At 68.8% G+C, this 20,132-nt stretch carries 19 protein-coding genes and 1 tRNA gene; 11 read left to right on the top strand and 9 right to left on the bottom strand.

The window, feature by feature from the left end:
• Positions 1–296 precede the first annotated feature (296 nt).
• The 4 genes from H5411_RS21640 to H5411_RS21625 are packed head-to-tail and all read left to right on the top strand — an operon-like array spanning position 297 to position 3,937.
• The gene (locus H5411_RS21640; protein ID WP_009084635.1) at positions 297–557 is read left to right on the top strand and encodes a hypothetical protein; all 261 of its coding nucleotides are present in this window, start codon (positions 297–299) and stop codon (positions 555–557) included.
• 5 nt (positions 558–562) lie between these two features.
• The gene (locus tag H5411_RS21635; RefSeq protein WP_101437026.1) at positions 563–811 is read left to right on the top strand and encodes a hypothetical protein; all 249 of its coding nucleotides are present in this window, start codon (positions 563–565) and stop codon (positions 809–811) included.
• 7 nt (positions 812–818) lie between these two features.
• Positions 819–3,569: an FtsK/SpoIIIE domain-containing protein gene (locus H5411_RS21630; RefSeq protein WP_101437025.1), complete on the top strand. Its 2,751-nt coding sequence runs from the start codon at positions 819–821 to the stop codon at positions 3,567–3,569.
• A gap of 23 nt (positions 3,570–3,592) precedes the next feature.
• A complete protein-coding gene (locus H5411_RS21625) occupies positions 3,593–3,937 on the top strand; it encodes a hypothetical protein (RefSeq protein WP_220817276.1) in 345 nt (114 codons plus the stop codon).
• An 82-nt stretch (positions 3,938–4,019) separates the two neighbouring features.
• Here H5411_RS21625 and H5411_RS21620 read toward each other — a convergent pair whose 3' ends face one another.
• Positions 4,020–6,521 carry an endonuclease/exonuclease/phosphatase family protein gene (locus H5411_RS21620; RefSeq protein ID WP_312878518.1) on the bottom strand — a complete coding sequence of 834 codons (2,502 nt, stop codon included), beginning with the start codon at positions 6,519–6,521 and terminating at the stop codon, positions 4,020–4,022.
• Positions 6,522–6,646: 125 nt separating this feature from the next.
• Between H5411_RS21620 and H5411_RS21615 the strand changes: the two genes are divergently transcribed.
• The gene (locus H5411_RS21615; RefSeq protein WP_183124848.1) at positions 6,647–7,663 is read left to right on the top strand and encodes a CapA family protein; all 1,017 of its coding nucleotides are present in this window, start codon (positions 6,647–6,649) and stop codon (positions 7,661–7,663) included.
• Between the two features lie 728 nt (positions 7,664–8,391).
• On the top strand, positions 8,392–8,775 hold the full coding sequence (locus H5411_RS21610) for a TetR-like C-terminal domain-containing protein (RefSeq protein ID WP_183124847.1): 384 nt from the start codon (positions 8,392–8,394) through the stop codon (positions 8,773–8,775).
• Here the strand turns inward: H5411_RS21610 and H5411_RS21605 are convergent, their stop codons facing one another.
• Complete coding sequence (locus tag H5411_RS21605; protein ID WP_183124846.1) at positions 8,776–9,702, bottom strand: TauD/TfdA dioxygenase family protein; 927 nt, start codon at positions 9,700–9,702, stop codon at positions 8,776–8,778.
• 337 nt (positions 9,703–10,039) lie between these two features.
• Here H5411_RS21605 and H5411_RS21600 point away from each other — a divergent pair, with 337 nt between their 5' ends.
• Both H5411_RS21600 and H5411_RS21595 read left to right on the top strand, forming a co-directional pair.
• Positions 10,040–10,333 (top strand): hypothetical protein, encoded by a 294-nt coding sequence (locus tag H5411_RS21600; protein WP_101437021.1) that lies wholly within the window; start codon positions 10,040–10,042, stop codon positions 10,331–10,333.
• Complete coding sequence (locus H5411_RS21595; RefSeq protein ID WP_101437020.1) at positions 10,333–10,902, top strand: hypothetical protein; 570 nt, start codon at positions 10,333–10,335, stop codon at positions 10,900–10,902. Before H5411_RS21600 ends, H5411_RS21595 begins: the two co-directional genes overlap by 1 nt.
• On the opposite strand, the gene H5411_RS21590 is transcribed toward H5411_RS21595, so the two are convergent.
• From H5411_RS21590 to H5411_RS21575, 4 genes are all read right to left on the bottom strand, one after another.
• Positions 10,899–11,696, bottom strand: a complete 798-nt coding sequence (locus H5411_RS21590; RefSeq protein ID WP_183124845.1) for an SAM-dependent methyltransferase — start codon at positions 11,694–11,696, stop codon at positions 10,899–10,901. The two genes, H5411_RS21595 and H5411_RS21590, sit on opposite strands and share 4 nt — an antisense overlap.
• A gap of 203 nt (positions 11,697–11,899) precedes the next feature.
• Positions 11,900–11,986 (bottom strand) — tRNA-Ser (locus tag H5411_RS21585).
• 43 nt (positions 11,987–12,029) lie between these two features.
• Complete coding sequence (locus H5411_RS21580; RefSeq protein WP_183124844.1) at positions 12,030–12,470, bottom strand: nucleoside deaminase; 441 nt, start codon at positions 12,468–12,470, stop codon at positions 12,030–12,032.
• Positions 12,471–12,493: 23 nt separating this feature from the next.
• Positions 12,494–12,976 (bottom strand): tRNA adenosine deaminase-associated protein, encoded by a 483-nt coding sequence (locus H5411_RS21575; protein WP_037354362.1) that lies wholly within the window; start codon positions 12,974–12,976, stop codon positions 12,494–12,496.
• 76 nt (positions 12,977–13,052) lie between these two features.
• Between H5411_RS21575 and H5411_RS21570 the strand changes: the two genes are divergently transcribed.
• Complete coding sequence (locus H5411_RS21570) at positions 13,053–14,282, top strand: M20 metallopeptidase family protein (RefSeq protein WP_101437017.1); 1,230 nt, start codon at positions 13,053–13,055, stop codon at positions 14,280–14,282.
• A 34-nt stretch (positions 14,283–14,316) separates the two neighbouring features.
• On the opposite strand, the gene H5411_RS21565 is transcribed toward H5411_RS21570, so the two are convergent.
• Positions 14,317–15,030, bottom strand: a complete 714-nt coding sequence (locus tag H5411_RS21565; RefSeq protein ID WP_183124843.1) for a class I SAM-dependent methyltransferase — start codon at positions 15,028–15,030, stop codon at positions 14,317–14,319.
• A 169-nt stretch (positions 15,031–15,199) separates the two neighbouring features.
• Here H5411_RS21565 and H5411_RS21560 point away from each other — a divergent pair, with 169 nt between their 5' ends.
• Entirely contained in the window at positions 15,200–16,102 is a 903-nt protein-coding gene (locus H5411_RS21560) for a dihydrodipicolinate synthase family protein (protein ID WP_183124842.1), read from the top strand.
• A 4-nt stretch (positions 16,103–16,106) separates the two neighbouring features.
• Here H5411_RS21560 and H5411_RS21555 read toward each other — a convergent pair whose 3' ends face one another.
• Positions 16,107–17,060 carry an RNA polymerase subunit sigma-70 gene (locus H5411_RS21555; protein WP_244194678.1) on the bottom strand — a complete coding sequence of 318 codons (954 nt, stop codon included), beginning with the start codon at positions 17,058–17,060 and terminating at the stop codon, positions 16,107–16,109.
• A 210-nt stretch (positions 17,061–17,270) separates the two neighbouring features.
• On the opposite strand from H5411_RS21555, the gene lysA reads away from it, so the two are divergent.
• Entirely contained in the window at positions 17,271–18,605 is a 1,335-nt protein-coding gene (gene lysA / locus H5411_RS21550; RefSeq protein ID WP_101437013.1) for a diaminopimelate decarboxylase, read from the top strand.
• Here lysA and H5411_RS21545 read toward each other — a convergent pair.
• On the bottom strand, positions 18,602–20,128 hold the full coding sequence (locus tag H5411_RS21545; protein WP_101437012.1) for an APC family permease: 1,527 nt from the start codon (positions 20,126–20,128) through the stop codon (positions 18,602–18,604). The two genes, lysA and H5411_RS21545, sit on opposite strands and share 4 nt — an antisense overlap.
• Positions 20,129–20,132: the final 4 nt, after the last annotated feature.

The following is a 20,132-nucleotide window of genomic DNA, read 5'->3' as shown; positions in this document are numbered from 1 at the left end:
TCGCCGCAGACTTGATCGCAGCTGTCCGGAGAGGTTCCCCGGTGTCACGAATACCGTTTTGACCTGGGCGTTGGCCGTCGCGCACGCACCACGAACCCGCAGGTCAGAAGGCTGGAACGCGGGTTTCGGGCCCCGCGTGCGCACCAGTGGAGCCAACGCCTGACAGGCCCCGGACCGCCAACCGCGTCCGGGGCTTTGTCGATTCTCCCGCCGTCACTTACTTACCGAAAACACTTGATCACGCTAAGTTTGTACGTGGTCGTTCCAGCCCCTGACGTACCGAGGAGCCCGCCCCCATGGCCGGAGTGGAAGAGATCCGCGCTGGTATCGCGCTCGCGAACGAGAAGGCGTCCGCGAGCATCGCCGCACTGCAGCAGGCAGCGCAGGCGCTCGAAGAAGCACAGCTGTCGCTGTCCCAAGCCACCCAGGGCAGCAGCCAGCACGAGGTGAACCAGGCGCACGGCCTGCTCGCCGAGGCGCTGCAAGGGATCACCGGCATGCAGAGCACCATCCAGGCCGGCATCTCGTCGGCCGATTCCTACTCGGCGCGGCTTTAACGCCGATGTCGGGGCTCGCCGAAATCCACCAGTTGCTCACCGCCGCGCGAGCGGGGGTCGGCGACGGACGGGCGCACGCCGAGCGGGCGAGAACGCTGCTCGGCGACGCCCGGCGCGCGCTCGTCGACGCGCAGGCCAAGGCAGATCCGTGGCTGCCGGGGCAATGGGCGCAGGCCGACGAGGCGATCGAGCATCTCCTCACCCGTTTAGCCGCCGCCGACGATTTAGTGGGCGGATACCAGTCACGCCTGTAGGGATGAGATGGCCAGCAAGGCAGCCGAGCAACGCAACCGTGTGCAAACCGCTCTCGACCGGGTCCGGCACCAGATCGGGCTCGTGCTCGGGGCCGCGGCGGGCGCGCGCGAAATGGCCGAGGCCGAGGTGGCGCGGCTGACACTGGAACAGGAGATCGTCCGGGTCGGCATGGATCACGCCACCCCGGCGCAGCAGACGGAGTGGGCCCGGCATCCGGCGGCGCACGAGGTGTTCGCCGCGCTCGGCGGCACCCGCGCCGCCTTCTACACCGACTGGAGCGCCGGTCCCGGCCAGTTGCGCGACCTCGTCGCCGCGCACGCGCCGGGCCCGGCCGGACGGCCGCCGAGCGAATGGCTCGGCCGTGTCGGCACGAATCCCGGCGTCACCGCACCCGCGTTGTGGCGGGTCGGTTCGGCTACTGCCGCCGGCAGCGACATCTCGCGCACATTCGACGTCGCCGTGCCGTTGCTGGACGAATCGCATCTGGCCATCACGTCCGCGCCGAAAACGCGGCCGGTCGTGGACGGGATCGTGCAGGGCCTGCTGATGCGCGTGCTGTCGGCGTTCGAGCCCGGTGCGGTGAAAATCCACCTGTGGGACGTCGGGCAGCTCACCGCGATCCTGCCCGACCTGTACCCGCTCAGCCGCACAAGCGCGCTGTCGCTGTATGACCCGACGCGGCTGGAGGATCTGCTCGACGAGCTCGCCGGGCACATCCGCCGGATCCACGCCACCGGCATGCAGGCGGGCCACACCTCGTTGCGGGAACTGCGAAAAGCCACCAACCAGCGGCTGGAGCCGTACCGGATCGCGGTGCTGTACGGCAACGGCGAAACTCTGGACGCGGAACGCGCGCGCGACCTCAAACGCGTGGCCAGCGGCGCGCTCGCGGCCGGGATCTGCCTGATCCTGGTGGACGTGCCCACCGCGGTGAGCGCGTCGATCGAAACGCTCAGCCTGCTGGACGAACGCCGCGCGGTCAGCAGCATGACCGGCAGCGACCTGGTCGTGGACCTGGATCCGCCGATGCCGTCCGGACAGGTCATCCGCGCGGCGAATCGCATCGCCGAAGCGCTGATCGCCCGCCAGGGCGGCCCTCGCTCGTTCGCCGACCTGATGCCGTCCGAGATCGGCCAGGAGAGTTCCGCTCGGGAGCTGCGCGCGCCGATCGGGTTCTACGAGGGCGAAGCCGTCGAGGTGGTGATCGGCGACGCGAGTCCGCACGCGCTCATCGGCGGCCCGAGCGGTTCGGGGAAAACGAACTTCCTGTACGCGTTGCTGGGCAGTCTCGCCGCGCGGTACTCGCCGGATGAGCTGGCGCTGTACCTGCTGGACTTCAAGGAAGGGGTCTCGTTCGCCGGTCTCGCGCCCGGCCGCAAGGACTCCAGCTGGCTGCCGCACGCGAAACTGGTCGGCGTCAACGTCAACACCGACCGCGAATTCGGGTTGGCGCTGCTGCGCTTCCTCGCCGACGAATTGCGCCGCCGCTCCGCCGCGGCCAAGGAGCACGAGGTCACGAACCTGGCTGACCTGCGGGAACAGGATCCGAGCGGACACTGGCCGCGGATCGTCGCGGTGATCGACGAGTTCCAGTACCTCTTCGCCGGACGCGACCAGGTCACCGCGCAGGCCACGCAATTGCTCGAAGACATCGCGCGCCGCGGGCGTTCGCAGGGCATTCACCTGGTGCTGGCCAGTCAAGACGTCGCCGGTATCGAAGCCTTTTGGGGCAAGCCCGCGGTCTTCGAACAGTGCACGCTGCGCATCGCGATGCCGAAGGCTCGCCGGGTGCTTGCGGAAACGAACAACGCGGCGGTGTCCGCACCCAAGTGGCACGCGGTGATCAACCACGATTCCGGTGTCGCGCACGGCAACCAGCTCGCGCACGTCCCGGATGCGAGCAGTCGAAACGTTTTCGTGAACCTGCAGCAGAAGCTGTGGGAACTCTACGCTGGGCGATTCACCCGGCCGCGCCTGTTCGACGGTGCGCATTCGCCGGTGCTGGAACAGTTCCCGGCCTTCACGGAACTCAAGCCGAACGCGCAGCCGCGGGCGATCCTGGGCCAGTCGATCGACGTCACCGAGGCCGCCTGCGGTGTCGACCTGCCCCGGGTCCCCGGCCGAAACGTCGCGGTGCTCGGCGGGGCGACCGCGGAAGCTTTGTCCATTATGGACTCCGCAGCCCGCTCGCTTTCCCGGCAAATGGAACTCGGACAGGTGGAGTTCCTGCTTCACTGCCCGATCGTGGCCAGCTCTCCGGCGGTGCTGGACTTGAAGAGCCGGCTGGAGGCGGAGGGGCATCTCGCGACGCTCACCGAAGACCTTTCCGCGGAACTGGAATCGATCGTCGAATCGCTTTCCACCACGACGCCGCGCATTCTGCTGCTATACGGGGTGGACGCCGCGCTGCCGTCGCTGGAAGCAAAAGCCGTCGGACAGCTGAAGAGCGGCCTCGACCACCTGCGCACGCTGCTCAAAAACGGCCCGGCACACGGCGTGCACACCATCGGCTGGTGGCGCAGCATCGCACGGCTCAAAGACACCCTCGGTTTCGGCGGCACGGACGACATCGGCGCGTGGGCCGCTTTGGACGTCCAAGGCAACGAACTGTCGCCCTTCGCCGCGGGTCAGGTCGTGCATTGGTCGCCACGACCGGGCCGGGCCTTGTTCTTCGACCGCACCACGCACGGGGCGCCGGAAGTCATCATCCCGTTCCAGCGCCCGGAAACCGAGCCGACCGCGGGAGGTACGTCGTGACCGAAGGAACTCCCAGCCCCGCCATGCGGTACAAGGAAATCGTAGGCCTGGCCCGCGGTTCGGCGGACAACCTGCGCGCGTGGGAACTGGCACGAGCGGACGAAATCGAGCGTCAACTAGTGGACGCGCAAGCCGCGGTGGCCGCCGCGCGGGATCGGGAGGAAAAGGCCCAAGAACGCGCTAAGCGGTGGTGGAAGATGGCGCTGCACAACGTTTCCCGGCTGAGTTTCGTGGAAGCGCTGGACGACCCGGAGCCGGTGACTACTGCCCGGCCGCAGTATTTGGACCGGTACCTGGAAGAGGTCAAGCCGAGCTACCAGGAACTGGTCCAGGCGGTGCTGGGACTTGGGTGGCGCGCGAAACGCTGAGCCCGCGCTGGGACGGTCAACGTCCGTGAAGGACTCCTCGAGGGAAGCTGATTCCCGCAAGGAGCCCTTCACGGACAACTAACTACGCCGTCCGGTGCAGCACCCGATCCAGTTGGTCGAGCACGTCGTTAGCCCAGTCCTCGAACGGGTTCCCCGCCGAAGGACGGAACCGCACCACCTGTGGGTCGTGGTCGCTCGCCTGGTCAGCGAACTCGGCATTGACATGCACCACGTCATAGTCCACGCCACGCGGGGCAGCCGACGCCAGGATGTGGTCAAGCACCTGCGACTGACCCTCGTACACGTAGCTGTACCGCTCAGCCGGCGGCAGCGTCGAAATCAGGTCCTTCAGCAGCCCACCCGACGTCAGCTTCGCCAGCGCGGGCGAGAACTGGTAGTCGTTCAGGTCACCGGCCACCACGACGTTCGCCCGCGGGTCCGCGTTGAGCAGTTGCGCCACGAACCCCTGCAGGACGGTTGCCTGCTTCTGCCGCTGCACCTCGGAGCTGCGCGTCGGCGGCCGATAACGGCCGTGGGTCGGCTGGTCGCCGCCCTTCGAGTTGAAGTGGTTGGCGAGCACGAACACCGTGCGGCCGCGGAACACGAACTCGCCGGCCAGCGGCTTGCGGCTGTCCTCCCACGCCTCGTTGCCCGGGTCGACCCGGCCCGGCGACTGCGTCAGGTGTGCCTTGCCGTGGTCGGAAACCACGCCCACCGAAGAGGTCGGGCTGCCACCCGGTCGGTCCACAAAGGACACGCGCGACGGATTGAACAGGAAGCCGACCCGGATGTTGCCGCCCGGTTGTCCTCCGTCCTCGTCGTTCACCGGGTCGATCTGCCGCCACTGGTACCGCGGTCCGCCCGCGGCGACGATCGCATCGGTGAACTTCTTCAGCGTCGCGTCGGCGTCGACCGTTCCGTCGTCGGTCGCGCCGCTGTTGTCCTGGATTTCTTCCAGGGTGACGATGTCCGGCGTCGCGAGGTTGTCGACGATGCCGTGTGCGAGCTGCGCGTACTTGGTGTCCGAATCGGACGGTGCGAGGTTCTCGACGTTGTACGTCGCCACCGAAAGCTCACCCGGACGCTGCTTGCGCGTGATTTCCTTCTGCAGCTTGTTGTCCTTGGCCGCGCCCAGCTTCGAAGCGAACAGCGTGTACCCGCCGAAGTTGCTGTACTCCACCGGGCCGGAGGTGACGCCGGTGAGCACGTCGCCGGTGTTGACCTTCGGAGCTGCCTGCTGCGAGGACGGGATAATCGACTGAACCTTCAGCACACCAGTGTTGATCTGGTCGTACCCCAGATAAACAGTGCCACCGCGCGGCGTCGGGTTCTGCTGCGGCTTAGTGGTCACGTAAAGCTCGCCGTACTTGTTGCTCGGGCCGACCACGCGCGCGTCAGAAACCTGGACGATCTCGCTTTCGTGCGATTCCCAGAAGTCCAGCGCGTACTTCGACGGCTCAAGCGGCAGCGATTCGATGTTGCCGCCCGCGTTGGGGGCCAGTACATCCGGCACCTGATCCGGCGTCAGCACCGTCGGAGCCGGCAGCGGATTCCCCTGCGAGTCGACTGTCCACTGTGCACTGGTCAGCTCGGTCAGCGACTGGTAGTTCGAGGTCGCGGGCGCGTCCGGGTAGTACTCCTTGACCTTGCCCTGCGCGGTGACCGCGTCGCCGACCGCCACCGCCGGGGTGGTCGACCCGGTGAACACGAAGAGGCCCTCGCTGGTGCGCGGGTCGCTGTCCGGATGCGGATCGGTCATCCAGAACCCACGGGCCGAGCCGAAGCTCCGCACCGCGGTGACGATGCCGGTGACGTCCTCGACCTGCTTGTCCTTGAACGGCGAAATCCGCGTGATGCCCTGGATGTCGTGGATCTTCGCCGGAACACCCGGCTCGCCGGGCTGGGTGCCGGTGGTCTCGCCCTTGGTGTTGGTGGGCGTCGGGTCGCCGACAGCGAAGTCCGTGCTGTTGTTGTCGGTGTCAGCAAGCGTCGCCGCTCGCGCGACCGAGGTTGTATTCGACGGCGCGGCGGCCGGAGTTCCTTCGCGGACAACGGCATCGCCGAAGCCGACGAGGTCCTTGACCCGGCTGTCCGCGGCACAGTCAGCGGCGGTCTTGCAGGTCAGCGGCGCGCTGTCGGACACGAGCGCGACGGTGCCGGCGGTCGCGGACATCGCGATGCTCCCGGTCGCGTCGGGCGTCGGCAGCGCGACCGTGCCGCCGTTCCCCTTCCCCTCCGCGACGAGGTAGCGGCCCTTCGGCGCGACCGACCCGGCGAGCGGCGTGACCTGCCACTTGCTCGTCGCACTCGCCGAAGCCGGCAGGTACTGGACGCTGTAGCCGCCGAGCGCGACGGGCGCGCCGCCGTGGTTGGCCAGCTCGATGAAGTCGTTGGTCAGCGTGGCCCCGGAATTGCCGCCACCGCCGTAGACCTCGGCGATCAGGGCGTCCGCGCTCGGTGCCGCCGAAGCGGGCGCGGCCACTCCGCCCAGCGCGAGAGCCGCGGCGGAGACGGCAATCGCGCCTCTGGTCAGTCTTGTCCCACCGGCGCTTCTACCCCCGGCAGGACGACGGGATATGGTCACCCTGAGTCCCCTCTGCATCTCAACGGTCGAGGCATCGTCCCCCGAACAAGCGAAGCAGAGGAAGACGAAAGGGCAACGATTCGTAACGAGCTGGGAGGATTTCCTCCTTTGGACGGGTTGACGCAATGATCACGCTCGTACTCGGCGGAGACGTCAACCTTCAGGGCCGCGCGAGCCCGGAAACGGCGTTCGCCCCGTTGAGCTCGCTGCTCACCGGCGCCGATGTGCGGTTCGTGAATCTCGAGGGACCGCTGTCCGGCTCGACCGGTCTGGACATCCCGCACAAGCCGAACTGGCGGCACTCGCAGCCGGAGATGGTCGCCGCGCTGACCGCCGCCGAGATCGACGTCGTGTCAGTGGCCAACAACGTCACCTACCCGCCGGCCGCGGCGATGGCCAGCCTCGCCGTGCTGGACCGCGCCGGAATCGCGCACTGCGGCGCGGGCGCGAACCTCGCGGAAGCACACGCACCGGCGATCCTCGAACGATCGGGCGGCCGGATCGCGTTCCTCGCCTACACCTCGCTGTGCTGGCCCGTCGGACAGGAAGCGACGGAAGACTCGCCGGGCGTCGCCGTGGCGGGCGCTTACACGTCGTACCAACCTGATCCGCGCGTCCTGGACGTCCCCGGACGCCCTCCGATCGTGCACACCACGCCGGTCCGCCGCGACCTGGAGCTGCTGCTCGCCGACATCCGCCGCGCCCGCGCCGAGGCCGACCACGTCGTCGTGTCGATGCATTGGGGCCTCCCCGGCCAAGAACTGGCCGAATACCAGGTCACCTACGCGCACGCGATCATCGACGCCGGCGCCGACCTGGTCGTCGGACACGGACCGCACACCGTGCAGCCGGTCGAGGTGTATCGCGGCTGCCCGATCCTCTACAGCCTGGGCAACCTCGTCTTCGACTGGCCTGCCATGCGCGACCGGCACCGCGACGGCCTGCTCGCCGGCTGCGTCGTCGGCGACCAGATGCGGGTCGAATTAGTGCCGATCCGCCGCGGCGAAGACAACGAATGCGTACCGTTGACGGGAGCCGACGCCGACGAGGCGCTGCGGCGGTTCGTCGAGTTGTCCGCGCGGCGCGGCACGAACGTGACGGTCAGTGATGGTTTCGCGACAGTCGAAGGACTTCGCGGCTGACCCGCCGTTCCCGCCGTCACCCGGACGGCGCATCTGCCTTAAATGCAGCTCAAGCCCGGGGTCGACTGGTACCTCGCGGGAGTACTTTACCGATGAGCGCGGAAACTGTGGCCCAGACCACTTTCGGGCCGCCCCGGCGCTCACGGGTAGCACCCCGCAGGGGGAGGCGACACGGTCACGTGGGGGTTGACCGTCGTCGAGTGCGCGGGTGCCGCCACCCGGGAAAAAAGCCGCGGGCGCGGGACTTTCCGCTTCTCCCGCGACCGCGGCTCCACGGATTTGCCCCGGGGAAGCCTCGCGAGTGGCGAGGCGCCGCCTTGACCGCGCGGGGGAGCGCGAGCAGGGGAGGAAGGCGGCCCGCCTCGCCACTCGCGAGCATTAACCGCTGACGAGAGCCGTGGCGACGCCGTCGACAACGCGCGCGCAAATCTCTCCGTGCGTGAGCGGCAGGTAGTGGCCAGCTCCCGGCACGATCCGCAGCGCTCCGTCCTGACCCGCAGCCAAAAACCGGCGCTCGCCAAGGCGGAAGTGGTCGTGACGGCCGTTGAGCAGAAGCACCCGGCCGGGGTACCGCGCCAACCAAGGAAACGACCCGTTCCGGATGGCGAGCCGCGGTCGCGATCGAGGCGTAACCGCCGAGGGAATGCCCGACCGCTCAAGCCGGCGTCCACAAAACGACGATCTAACGCACCTGGGCGACCAAAGACGAGGTCCTCGCCGACGCCCTCGTGCAGGCTCCTGAGCTCACCTTCGCGGTCCCCGACACTGGTTCCCTGCGCGGCGATCTCGTCGAGCTGGCGAAGCAGATCCACCGCCTGCTGTCCGATCCGGCGAACCGGCGCGTCATCACGACCGTCGTCTCCGCGCTGCCGGACCGGCCCGCCACCGCCGAGGCCGCCGGACGGTTCTTCGCCGACCGCCTCGGTCGTGAGCAGGTCGTCTTCGACCGTGCCCACGCCCGAGGCGAACTCGCCGACGCCGCGGATTCGGAGATGATCCTGGATCTGCTCGGCGGAAATCTCTGGTTCCGCACCCTGGTCCGAGCGAAATCCGCCGACGACACCTATCTCGAACGACTTGTCGACACCGTGCTCACCGGCGTCGCGCGGTGATCAGTACGGCCGGTCCCCGACGATCGCGACGCGCTCGGCGATCCGGACGTGCGGGTGGTAGTCGTTCACCGCGTAATGCTGGGTCGCGCGGTTGTCCCAGAACGCCACCGAATCCGGCTCCCAGCGGAACCGCACCTGGAATTCCGGCGTGTGCGCCTGCAGGAACAGATACCGCAGCAGCCGGTCGCTTTCGGCGCGGTCGAGGCCGACGATGTGCGTGGTGAACGCCTGGTTCACGAACAACGTCCGCCGTCCGGTCTCCGGATGGGTCCGCACCACCGGGTGTTCGACCGGCGGGTACGCGTCCTGCCACTGGGCCAGCAGGTCCGGATCGGTGAACCGGTCGAAACCGGGGACGAAATCGTGCACCGCGGTGAGGCCGTCGATCCGCTCGCGGACGTCGGCGGGCAGGTTGTCGTAGGCGGCGGCCATGTCGGCCCACATCGTGTCGCCGCCGATCGGCGGGACCTCGACCAGCCGCAGGACCGACCCGAGCGCCGGATTCGGCCGCCAGGTGACGTCGGTGTGCCAGATGTTTTCGTACCCCGGCATCCCGGCGGTGCGGGTGAACCGCACGACCTGGTCGGAATCTCCCCGCGGGATGAACGGGTTGGTTTCCAGCTCACCCCAGTTCGCGGCGAACGCGCGCTGCTGCTGCGACGTGATGTGCTGGTCGCGGAAGAACAGCACCTTCCACTCCAGCAGCGCGCGGTTCAGTTCGGCGCGCAGCCGCGACGACACCGGCGCGCCGAGGTCCACTCCGGAGATTTCCGCGCCGATCACTCGTCCGAGCGGGCGAAGGGCGAAAAGCTCGTAGGGACGTTCTTCCACGCCGTCCGGAAGGCGGCGCAGCACACGCGGGCCTTCGAGGATCCCGTCGTCCGGGGTGACGGACGAGCGCAGGCGGGCAGGCAGGTCTACAGACATGGCGGTACTCCCGAAGAATAGGTGAATTCGGCTGTGGCAGCGGAAAAAACAGCGGAAAATCGCCTACGCGGGAGGAGAGCCGAGACGACCGCGACGCGTGAGGAGAGCGGCTACGCCCTCGCCGTCCGTCCGTGCCGGGGCACGGCCGGCTAGCGGCACTTCCCGGGTCTCTGGCATGAGTCCAATTCTGGCGGGGTACGGATCACCAGGTCAAGGCTCCCCACGATGTGAAACAGTCGCACGCCCGGCCGAGTGACCTGGACGACCTCGATGGGGTTAGATCTCTCCAGAGGGTGGCGGACGGCGGTTCGCGCTCTCCTGGAAAGCGGAGGTCCCCATGGCAGGTTCGACGAGCGAGCGGCTCAACGCCGCCGCGGACGCGCTCGATCGAGCGGCTGCCGACGCGGACCGTGCGGCGGGCCGGTTTTCCGAAGCCCGCCTCGAATCGACGCCGTGGGGTATTTCCGCGCCAGCGCGGGAAATCGCCGCCCGGTGGGAAGCGGCGCTCGCCGCGCGCGACATCGACGCGCGCATGCTCGGCGACGCGACGTCCGATCTCGCCGGTCAGCTGCGGATGGCCGCCCGCGGCCACCACCACCGTCCGACGATCGCGACGGCGCTGCTGAGTTGATGCCGTTCCTCCACCCGGCGCTGGAAAACGCGGCCGCCGGGCTGGCTTCTTTGGGTGCCGCGGCCGCCGCGATCGGCGCGCCGGATCCGATCGCCGCGCTGCGTCAGATCGACTGTTCCCCGCAGACGATCCGCGAATCGGCGCGCACGCTGTCGGCCGGCCGCGACGTTTTGGTCATGGCGCGGTTGGAGTTCGAACGCGGCGCGCACAGCGCGGAACGCAAATGGGGCGGCGAACCGGCCGCGCGTTTCCGGGGCAGCGCGGACGAACTCGACGCGTACTACCGGCAGGCCGCCGAAGCCGCCGCGCGTACGGCGTCGGTCGGCTTGGATCTGGCGGAATTGCTTGACCGGCTGGCGGATCAGACCGCGGCGCAGGTGATGCTGATCGCCGAAGGAGTGTCCCCGGCGGCTGTCGCGCTGCTGGCCGGCGACCGCTCCGCGGAGCCAGCGGTGCGGGAGGCGTGCGGGACCATCGCGGAAGCCGTCGCTCGCGGCGTCGCGACCATAGGAGAGGCAACGACTTTCCTCGACGCCTTCGGAACACCGGTGCTGCAGGAAGAGAATTAGCGGGTCGCGGTCACGAATCCGCCGCGCGTGATGTCCAGCGGCTCACGTCCGTAGCGGACGGCAAGTTCCGCGACCGTAACGGTTTCCGGCTGCCAGCCGTGCGCGGCGAGCCACTCCGGACCGTCGCCCGCGAGGCCGCCGCGCCAGAGCGCCGTCACCTCGCCGCCGACTTCGCGTGCCCGTTCCAGCAGTCCGTCCCGTTCGCCGTCCGGCCGGTGTTCGAACGAAATCCGGCTGCCTGGCGCGGAAATCTCGGTGACGCCCGTGAGCAGCCGCTCCGCCTCGTCCCGACTCAAGTAGACGAGCAGCCCTTCGGCGAGCCAGACAGTCGGCCGCTTCGGGGCGAATCCCGCGTTTCTCAACGCCGCGCCCCAGTCGTCGCGCAGATCCACCGGGACCGCCGTGCGCTCGCACCGAGGCCGCGCCCCCTGTTCGGCCAGCACGGTTTCCTTGAACGCGAGCACGTCCGGCAGATCGACCTCGAACACACGCGCACCGTCGGGCCAGTCGAGCCGGAACGCCCGAGCGTCAAGACCGGCCGCGAGAAGCACCGTCTGGTGTCCGCCGCTCACGAAGTCGTCAAAGAACCGGGTGCGGACCGCGACCTGCTGCGCGAACACCATCCCCAGCCCGCGGTGGCGCTCCTGCTCGCCCTCGAAGATCGCCCGCCCAGCGTGAAAGAACGCGCCCGCATACGGATCCTCGAACAACCGATCCGGCCGCCCGCTCTCCAACGCCCGAAGCCCAGCCACCCCAACCGCAGTCCTGCCCACCGGCGGAAGCTCCTCGCCCATACCCCCACCCTACGGACGCAACCCCCAAGCACCACCACTTTTGATCCGGCTCTCACCGCAACCAAGAAACGGAAGCCGACCCACCCCCATGGGGGGTCCGGGGGGCGAAGCCCCTCCGGGCGGGGCCTGGGGGTTGCACCCCCAGAAACAAGGCGAGCGAGGCGGCCGACGCTTTCCGTCGGCACACCTCGCCCACTCGCGAGCGGTGGCGGTGGGATTTGAACCCACGGACGGGATCAACCGTCACACGATTTCGAGTCGTGCTCCTTCGGCCGCTCGGACACGCCACCGCCGAGAACAATACCGGACCCCCTCCGCGGGGTGCGGCGGGGGTTACTCGCCGCCTGGACGGCGGTCCGCGAAGTACGTCTCGAGCAGGGCCGCGCAGTCGCTTTCGAGCACTCCGCCGTGGACTTCCGGCCGGTGGTTGAGGCGGCGGTCGCGCACGACGTCCCACAGCGACGACACCGCGCCGGTCTTGGGCTCCCAGGCTCCGAACACCAGCCGCGCCACCCGGGCGAGCACGAGCGCGCCGGCGCACATGGTGCAGGGCTCCAGTGTGACCGCGAGCGTGCAGCCCTCCAGCCGCCAGCCGTCGCCGTACTCGCGGGCCGCCGCGCGGAGAGCGAGGATTTCCGCGTGCGCGGTCGGGTCGGCCAGCTCGACGCGCGCGTTGCGGGCCGAGGCCAGCGGGCGCCCGTCGGGGTCGAAGACGACCGCGCCGATGGGCACGTCGGCACCGGGGGCGCGGGCCGCGTCCAGCGCGGCCCGCACGGCCTCGGTGTCGTCCGGCCGTCTCAGAGCTGGTCCAGCAGTTTCGAGAACTCGGCCTCGAAGCCGCACCGCTGGGCGATCATCTGGAGTTGTTCGTCCGGGTAGAGGTCGACCTCGCCGACGATCACCTCCAGTTCGCCGCCGGGCAGGCCGAGGTCGGCCAGGATTTCGAGGTCGCCCTCGGGCCAGACGGCGTCGTCGTCCTCGTCGGGAGGGTCGACGCGCAGCACGTCGAGGACGTCGGCCGCGATGTCGTAGTCGAGCGCCGCGGCGGCGTCCGACAACAGCAGCGACGGTCCCCTCGGGCTCGGCCGGACGATCACGAAGAACTCGTCGTCGACGGCCAGCAGGCCGAACGCCGCCCCGGTCGACCGGAGCTTGCCCAGCTCGGTGATCGCCGCGTCCAACTCTGTGAGCGCCGAGGAATCGAGCGCACTGCACCGCCACCGACCGTCTTCACGGACCACAGCTATCGCGAAGCCCGTGACCGGCTCTTGCACCGCCATGCGCACACCGTATTCCGCCTCGCTGGCGAACGCACGCACGGTGCGCCTGAAGCGTGCGAGGTGCCACTATCGAGCAATGACCGGACCCACCGACCTCCCCACCCTGCCCGGCAATCGCCACGCCGGGCTGCTCGACGCCGCGCGGCAGCTTCAGGACCGCACTGTCGAGCTTCGCCGCGCGGTGCACCGGCACCCTGAACAGGGCTTGCAGCTGCCGCGCACCCAGGCGGCGATCCGCGCCGCGCTGGCTGACCTGCCGATCGAACTCACCGAGGGCCGCTCCACGACGTCGCTGACCGGCGTGCTGCGCGGCTCCCGTCCCGGGCCGGCCGTGCTGCTGCGGGCCGACATGGACGCATTGCCGCTGACCGAAGACACCGGCTTGGAGTTTTCGTCCGAGATCGCCGGTTCGATGCATGCCTGCGGACACGACACGCACGTCGCGATGCTCGCCTCCGCGGCGCGGCTGCTGTCGGAGCGCGTCGACGACCTGGCGGGCTCGGTGGTGTTCATGTTCCAGCCGGGCGAGGAGGGCATGCACGGCGCGCGGCACATGATCCACGAGGGAGTGCTGGACGCGGCGGGCACGCGCGTCACGCGAGCCTTCGGCCTGCACACGATCGCCAACAGCCCGAGCGGGGTGCTGCAGGTGCGCGGCGGGCCGATGATGGCGTCGGCGGACACGTTCAGCGTCGAGGTCACCGGCCGCGGCGGGCACGGTTCCGCCCCGCACGACGCCATCGACCCCGTCCCGGCCGCGGCGGCGATGGTCAGCGCACTGCAGACGATGGTCACGCGCCGGATCAGCGTCTTCGACCCGGCGGTGGTCTCGGTGACCCGCATCGAGGCCGGGACGACGACGAACATCATTCCCGAGAGGGCGGTGCTCGAGGGGACCATTCGCACGCTGTCGGAGTCGACGCGTTCGTTCGTCCGAGAGGAACTGCCGAAGGTGTGCGAGGCGGTCGGAGCGGCCCACGGCTGTCGCGTGTCCGCCGGAGTGGACCCGGGCTACCCGACGACGGTCAACGACCCGGCGGTGGCGGCCGAGGTGTTTTCGCTGGCCGCGGAGGTGCTGGGAGCGGGCAACGTCGAGGAGCTGGCCACGCCGGTCATGGGCGCGGAGGACTTCTCGTATGTGCTGCAACGGGTTCCGGGCACGTTCGCGTTCATCGGAGCCCGGGAGCCGGGCGCGGATCCGGCGACGACCGAGGACAACCACTCGAACCGGGTGAAGTTCCACGAACCGGCGATGGCCGCCGGGGTGGCCATGTACACGGCGTTCGCGCTGGACGCCCTGCGCTGAGCTCCGGCCCGCCCTTGACCGGGGCGGGCCGGTTTCACTCGGCTTGCGCGAGGAAGACGAACTCGCGGTCCGGCCGGTCGGGCGCCTGCCGGACGTCCAGGACTCGATAACCCTGCTCGCGCAGGCTCGTCTCCACCTCGTCCTGGCCGCGAAATCTGAGGGTCGAGTCCGAGGTGACCACGCTTCCGTCCGCCAGGAACGTGTAGGTGATGCGGAATGAGACGAGCGGCAGCCGGACCTCGGTGACCTCGAAGCGTTCCTCCACCGCGCCGATTCCCGGCACTTCGCGGGTACGCGGCGGCGCGTCCCAGGTCTCCCACGCGCGGTAACCCGGCCGACGAGTCTCGAACACCAGATGCCCGCCGGGCCGCAGCGCCGTCCGGATGCCGCGGAGCGTCGCGGCCCAGTCGTCGTCGGTCAGGAAGACCTGCGCGACGTTTCCGGTCATCACGGCGAGATCCGCGTTCAGCGGAGGCAGGGTCGTCGCGTCTCCGAGCCGCCATTCGACCCGCGAGTCCTTCGCTCGTGCGAGGTCGAGCGACGCCTCGGCCGGGTCGACGCCAACGACGGTGCGCCCGGTTTCGGCAAGCAAGACCGCCAGGCAGCCGGTCCCGCAGCCGACGTCGAGCACCCGGCGAGCGGCCAGCTCGTCGGCGATCCGGACGTACGCGAGCAGGTCTGCCCGGTCGCCGTCGAACGCGTCGTAGATCGACGCGAGGCGGGGATGGGCGAAGATCGCGTCCGGCATCCGGCCAAGGTACCCAGCGGTTGCCCTCCGCTCATCCCGTTTTACCCAGGTCCGCGCACCTGACGGCACCGATCTGGGACGCACATCCCACAAATCAGGACGATCGTCCCGGACATCCTCGTGTTACGCTGCCGAGGTTGAGACATCATATATCAGATCGGATCTGCTCGTGGCGTTCGAGAAACAGCGACAGCGGCTCGCCGGCGTGGTGGCGATCCCGGTTACTCCCTTCACCGCAGCCGGCGACGTGGACGCCGAGACGTACGAGCGGCTCGTCGAACGGCTCGTGTTGAGCGGCGTCGAGGTCGTCACGCCGAACGGCAACACCGGCGAGTTCTACGCGCTCGACGAGCAAGAAACGCGACAGTGTCTCGAAGTCGCCACGAAGGCCGCGCGTGAGGCGAGCGTCCTCGCTGGCGTCGGCCATGACGTGCGTACAGCCGTGAACGCCGCGAAGCACGCGCGCGCTTCCGGCGCGGACATGGTGATGATCCATCAGCCTGTGCACCCGTACGTGTCGCGCGCGGGCTGGATCGACTACCACCGCGCTATCGCGAACGAAGTGCCCGAGCTCGGGGTTGTCCTGTACGTGCGCAACCCCGCCATCGAGGGTTCAGACCTGGCACAGCTCGCCGACGCCGCGCCGAACGTGCTCGGCGTGAAGTACGCCGTGCCGGATCCGGTGCGCTTCCGCACCGTCGCGCGCGACGCGGGGTACGAGCGCTTCGTGTGGATCGCCGGCCTCGCCGAACTGTCCGCCCCTGGGTACTTCGCAGTCGGCGCGACGGGGTTCACCTCCGGTCTGGTGAACGTCGCGCCGCAGATGTCGCTCGACCTGTTCCGCCGCCTGCGCAACCACGATTTCGCCGGTACGATGGAGATCTGGGACCGCATCCGCCCGTTCGAGGAGATGCGCGCCGCGCACGGGAACGCCAACAACGTCAGCGTGGTCAAGGACGCGCTGTCGCAACTCGGCCTGTGCCGCCCCGACGTGCGGCCGCCGAGTCGCCTGCTGACCGCCGCCGAACGGGACGAATTGTTCGGAATCCTGTCCTCGTGGGGGCTTTCGTAACGCGTCAGGCGAGCGTCGGCGGAAGATCGAAAGCCCGGAACACCTCCGGACCGAAGGTAGTCACCTCCGCGACGCGACCGCCGTCCAGGCGCAACGTCACCAATCCGAAAGGCCGGAACTCGCCGTCTGCGTGCGCGTAAGTGGCGAGCGCAGGCACACCGTTCGCGCGCGTCTCGACCACGCGGAACTCGGCAGCGTCGCCGCCACGCAACGCCGGTGCCCAGGCTTCGAGCACTGCGGCCCGACCCGCGTACCACGTTGGTTCCGGTCCCATGTGCCCGCCAGCGCCGGGAGCGTGGCTGCAACGCACGTCTTCGCGCAACAGTTCAGCGAAGGCCGCTTCGTCGTGCTCTACGAGCGCCTTCACGTACTTCGCGACGACAGCGCGCTCCTCGTCGCTGGCAGACGCCGACGCCCACTCCGTCCGTCGCGTAGGCAAGTGCTCCCGCAGCTCAGCCCGTGCGCGCAACACATTGCTGTTCACCGATGCAGGCGTCGTACCGAGCGCTGAAGCCGTTTCGCGCGCGGACCAGCCGAGTACGTCGCGAAGGACCAACGCCGCACGCTGTCGCGGCGAAAGATGCTGGATGGCTGCGAGGAACGCCAACTCCACCGTCTCGAGCGCGACGACGACAGCGTCCGGTTGAAGCGCGCTGTCCGGCACCGGCTGCAACCACGGCACCGCGACGTCGGGACGCGGCGCGAGGTCGGAGTCGTGCGCAACCGGCAGATCGAGCGTCGGCAGCTCGCGTGGATGCGCGTCGAGGTGGTCCAGACACGCATTGGTCGCGATCCGGTACAGGCTCGCGCGGCCCGCGTACGTCGAACGGCCGCGCCACGCGCGCAGAAGAGTCTCCTGGACCAGGTCTTCCGCCTCGTCGAACGAGCCCAGCATCCGGTAGCAGTGCACCCGCAGCTCGTGCCGGTACGACTCGGTTTCGCTCGCGAAGTCTGTCATCTGTACAACCATGTCCGATAAGACGGCGGGTCACCGGAAAACTCGGCAAAGCCCAGCTCAGCCAGGGTGTGGCGGAAGTTACTCGCGCGTTAAGAACGCGTCAGCACGACCGTCTGGACCGTCAGAGGCCCGTTTCGGGGACGTTCCGCGCGGGCGTCGGCGCAGTGTGCTGGCGATGTTCGCCGCGATCGACATCGACCGGAGGTAACCGTGACGCTCAGCGAGCTGCTCCCGAGTCTCGGCTGCGAGGCCGCCGACCACCTAGAACCGGGACTCTGGCCGCAACGCACGAAACTCGGCGAAGGCGGTGAGCTGTTCTTCGCCGGCGCACCGGTCAGCCACCTGGCCGCGCGTTTCGGTACACCCGCGTACCTCCTCGACGAGGAACAGGTGCGCGAAACGGCTCGCGCGTACCGCCGTGCGCTGCCGGAGGCCGATGTCGCCTTCGCGAGTAAGGCGCTCTGTACGCGAGCAGTGTTGCGTTGGGTCGCCGAAGAAGGACTGTCGCTCGACACGTGCTCCGCCGGAGAGATCGCTGTCGCTCGCGCTGTCGGTTTTCCCGCGGAGCGCATCCTGTTGCACGGCAACGCGAAGACGCCCGAAGACCTGAAAGCCGCGCTGCAGTACGGCGTCGGCCGCATCGTTCTCGACTCTATCGACGAAGTTGAGCAACTCGGCACCCTTGCACACGGCGCACAACGCGTCCTCATCCGCGTCACGCCCGGCGTAAGCGGCGACACGCACGCTGCGATCACGACAGGCACCGAAGGACAGAAGTTCGGCTTCTCACTACGCCCCGACGTACGCGACAACGTCGACCGCGCTGTCGCAGCAGTCCTTTCGCAGCCGAGCCTGCAACTGGCCGGACTGCACTGTCACATCGGGTCGCAAGTGTCCCGTGTGGACCGATACGAAGAAGCCGCCCGACGGATGGTCGAAGTGCTCGTTCGCATCCGCGACCAATACGGAATCACGTTGCGCGACTTGGACCTCGGCGGCGGCCACGCGGTACCGTACGCCGACCGTGAAGCATCCTTCGACCTCGATGGGTACGCGCGGCGCCTCCGCGTCGCACTGAGCTACGAATGCTCTTCACACAGCTTCCCCTTGCCACGCCTGACAATCGAGCCTGGCCGTGCGATCGTCGGACCGGCGGGCATCACCGTTTATCGCGTGTGCGCTGTGAAGCGCGGCGCGCACACCTTCGTCGCTGTCGACGGCGGCATGAGCGACAACCCGCGCCCCGCACTGTACGGCGCGCGCTACACCGCGCGTCTCGTCGGCCGTCGCACAAAAGCCGCGCGTACGCCGATGACGGTGGTCGGACGACACTGCGAGTCCGGCGACGTACTGGCGGATGTCTGCCTGCCCGACGACGTCCACGTCGGCGACCTGTTGGCCGTACCGTGCACCGGCGCGTACCACCACTCGCTGGCGTCGAACTACAACCTCGTCGGCCGCCCACCGCTGGTCGGCGTACGCGACGGTCACGCTACGCTTCTCGTACGCCGCGAGACCGAAGAAGACCTGCTTCGCCGCTGCTAGCTTTCGATGGCCTGACCGTCGCGGGCAACGGTGCCCCGCGTCAGACGTCGTCCGACGAAGAAGTCCCGACAAACGCGTTGCACGGCGAACATCAACGGAAAGCCGACGAGGATCGCCACGACACCAATCACCGCGACGCCACCAATGCCGAACACAGTGGCCTCTCCGGCGTCAGGCTTCGCGTACGCGATCGCCGCGAGCACCAGTACCGCTAGGAAGAACACGCCGCCCACGAACGGCAGTAGGCCGCGAAGCAAGAAGTTGCGCACGCTCGACCACAGCGTCCGGCGAAACACCCACACGCAAGCAAGCGCCGTTACCGTGAACTCGATCGCGATCGTGAGCCCGACCGCGTCGACCGAATCCGCGAGCACGTTCCGGCTCCACAACGCCAGCAGCACGTACAAGGCGAGTGACACCAACCCAAACGCCCACGTGGTCACCGACGGCGTCTGATATTTCGGATGCACGCGGCCGAACACCTTGGGCAGCGCGCCGTGGCTGGCCATCGACAACGTCGTGCGCGCGGCGGGCATGATCGTCGCCTGGCTCGTGGCCGCGCCGCTGGTCAGCACCGACACGGTCAGCAGCACCCCCATGACCTTGCCGACTCCGGACGTCCCGAACACCGCGCCGCCCAGCCCGGCGAGCACGTCCTCGGCGTTCGCCTCGTTGGCCAGCCCGACCCCGTGCTCGCCGACGCCCGCGAAAGCCAGCGAAGCGACGGTCACCGACAGGTAGTTGAGCACCAGCAGCACAGTGGACAGGATCGCCGCCCGGCCCGGCGCGTGCCGAGGATCAGCCGATTCCTCGTTCACCGAAAGCGAACTCTCCCAGCCCCAGTAGATGAAAACCGCGAGCAGCACCGCCGACACCGCTGTTCCGACGCTGACCCCGCTCGGCCACAACCAGTCCCACTGCGGCGTGCTCGCCTGCGGCCCCGCAGTGCCGGTATAGACGCGCGTGAGCGCTACGACGGAAAAGATCACCAGGACAGCGAGTTCGATGCCGAGGAGGATCCACTGCGCCCGCGCGGACACCTCTATGCCGCGGTAGCACAGCCAGCACAGCGCGAGCAGCCACACGCACCCGATCGCGGTCGTCACCGCGCGGTGGTTGGCTAGGTCGTCTAGACCAAACAGCAGCAGCGTGTACCGGCCGGTCAGCGCGGATTGACTGCTCATCACCAGCAGCTGTTCCACGAGGACGACCCAGCCGGTCATCCACCCGACGCGGCTGCCGAACGCACGGGTGGCCCAGGTGAAGTTGGTGCCGCAATCGGGTTCGGCCGCGTTGAGTTCCCGGAAGGCGAACGCGACGAACAGCACCGGAACGAACGACAGCAACACGAACGCGGCGGCCTTGAACCCCGTTCCGGCGAGCACGATGAACCCGAGCGTCGCGGCGATCGAATAAGCCGGGGCGGTCGACGACATCCCGATCACCGTCGAAGACACCATGCCCAGCGCGTTCGCACGGAGCCCCTTGGCCGGAACCACAGGCGCGGCGACGGCTTCGGTCATGGGA

Origin of the sequence: Amycolatopsis echigonensis (genome assembly GCF_014174495.1) — a bacterium.
Classification (GTDB): domain Bacteria; phylum Actinomycetota; class Actinomycetes; order Mycobacteriales; family Pseudonocardiaceae; genus Amycolatopsis; species Amycolatopsis echigonensis.
Note: the sequence above shows the minus strand (reverse complement) of the source record. Positions and strands in the feature narration are given on the sequence as shown.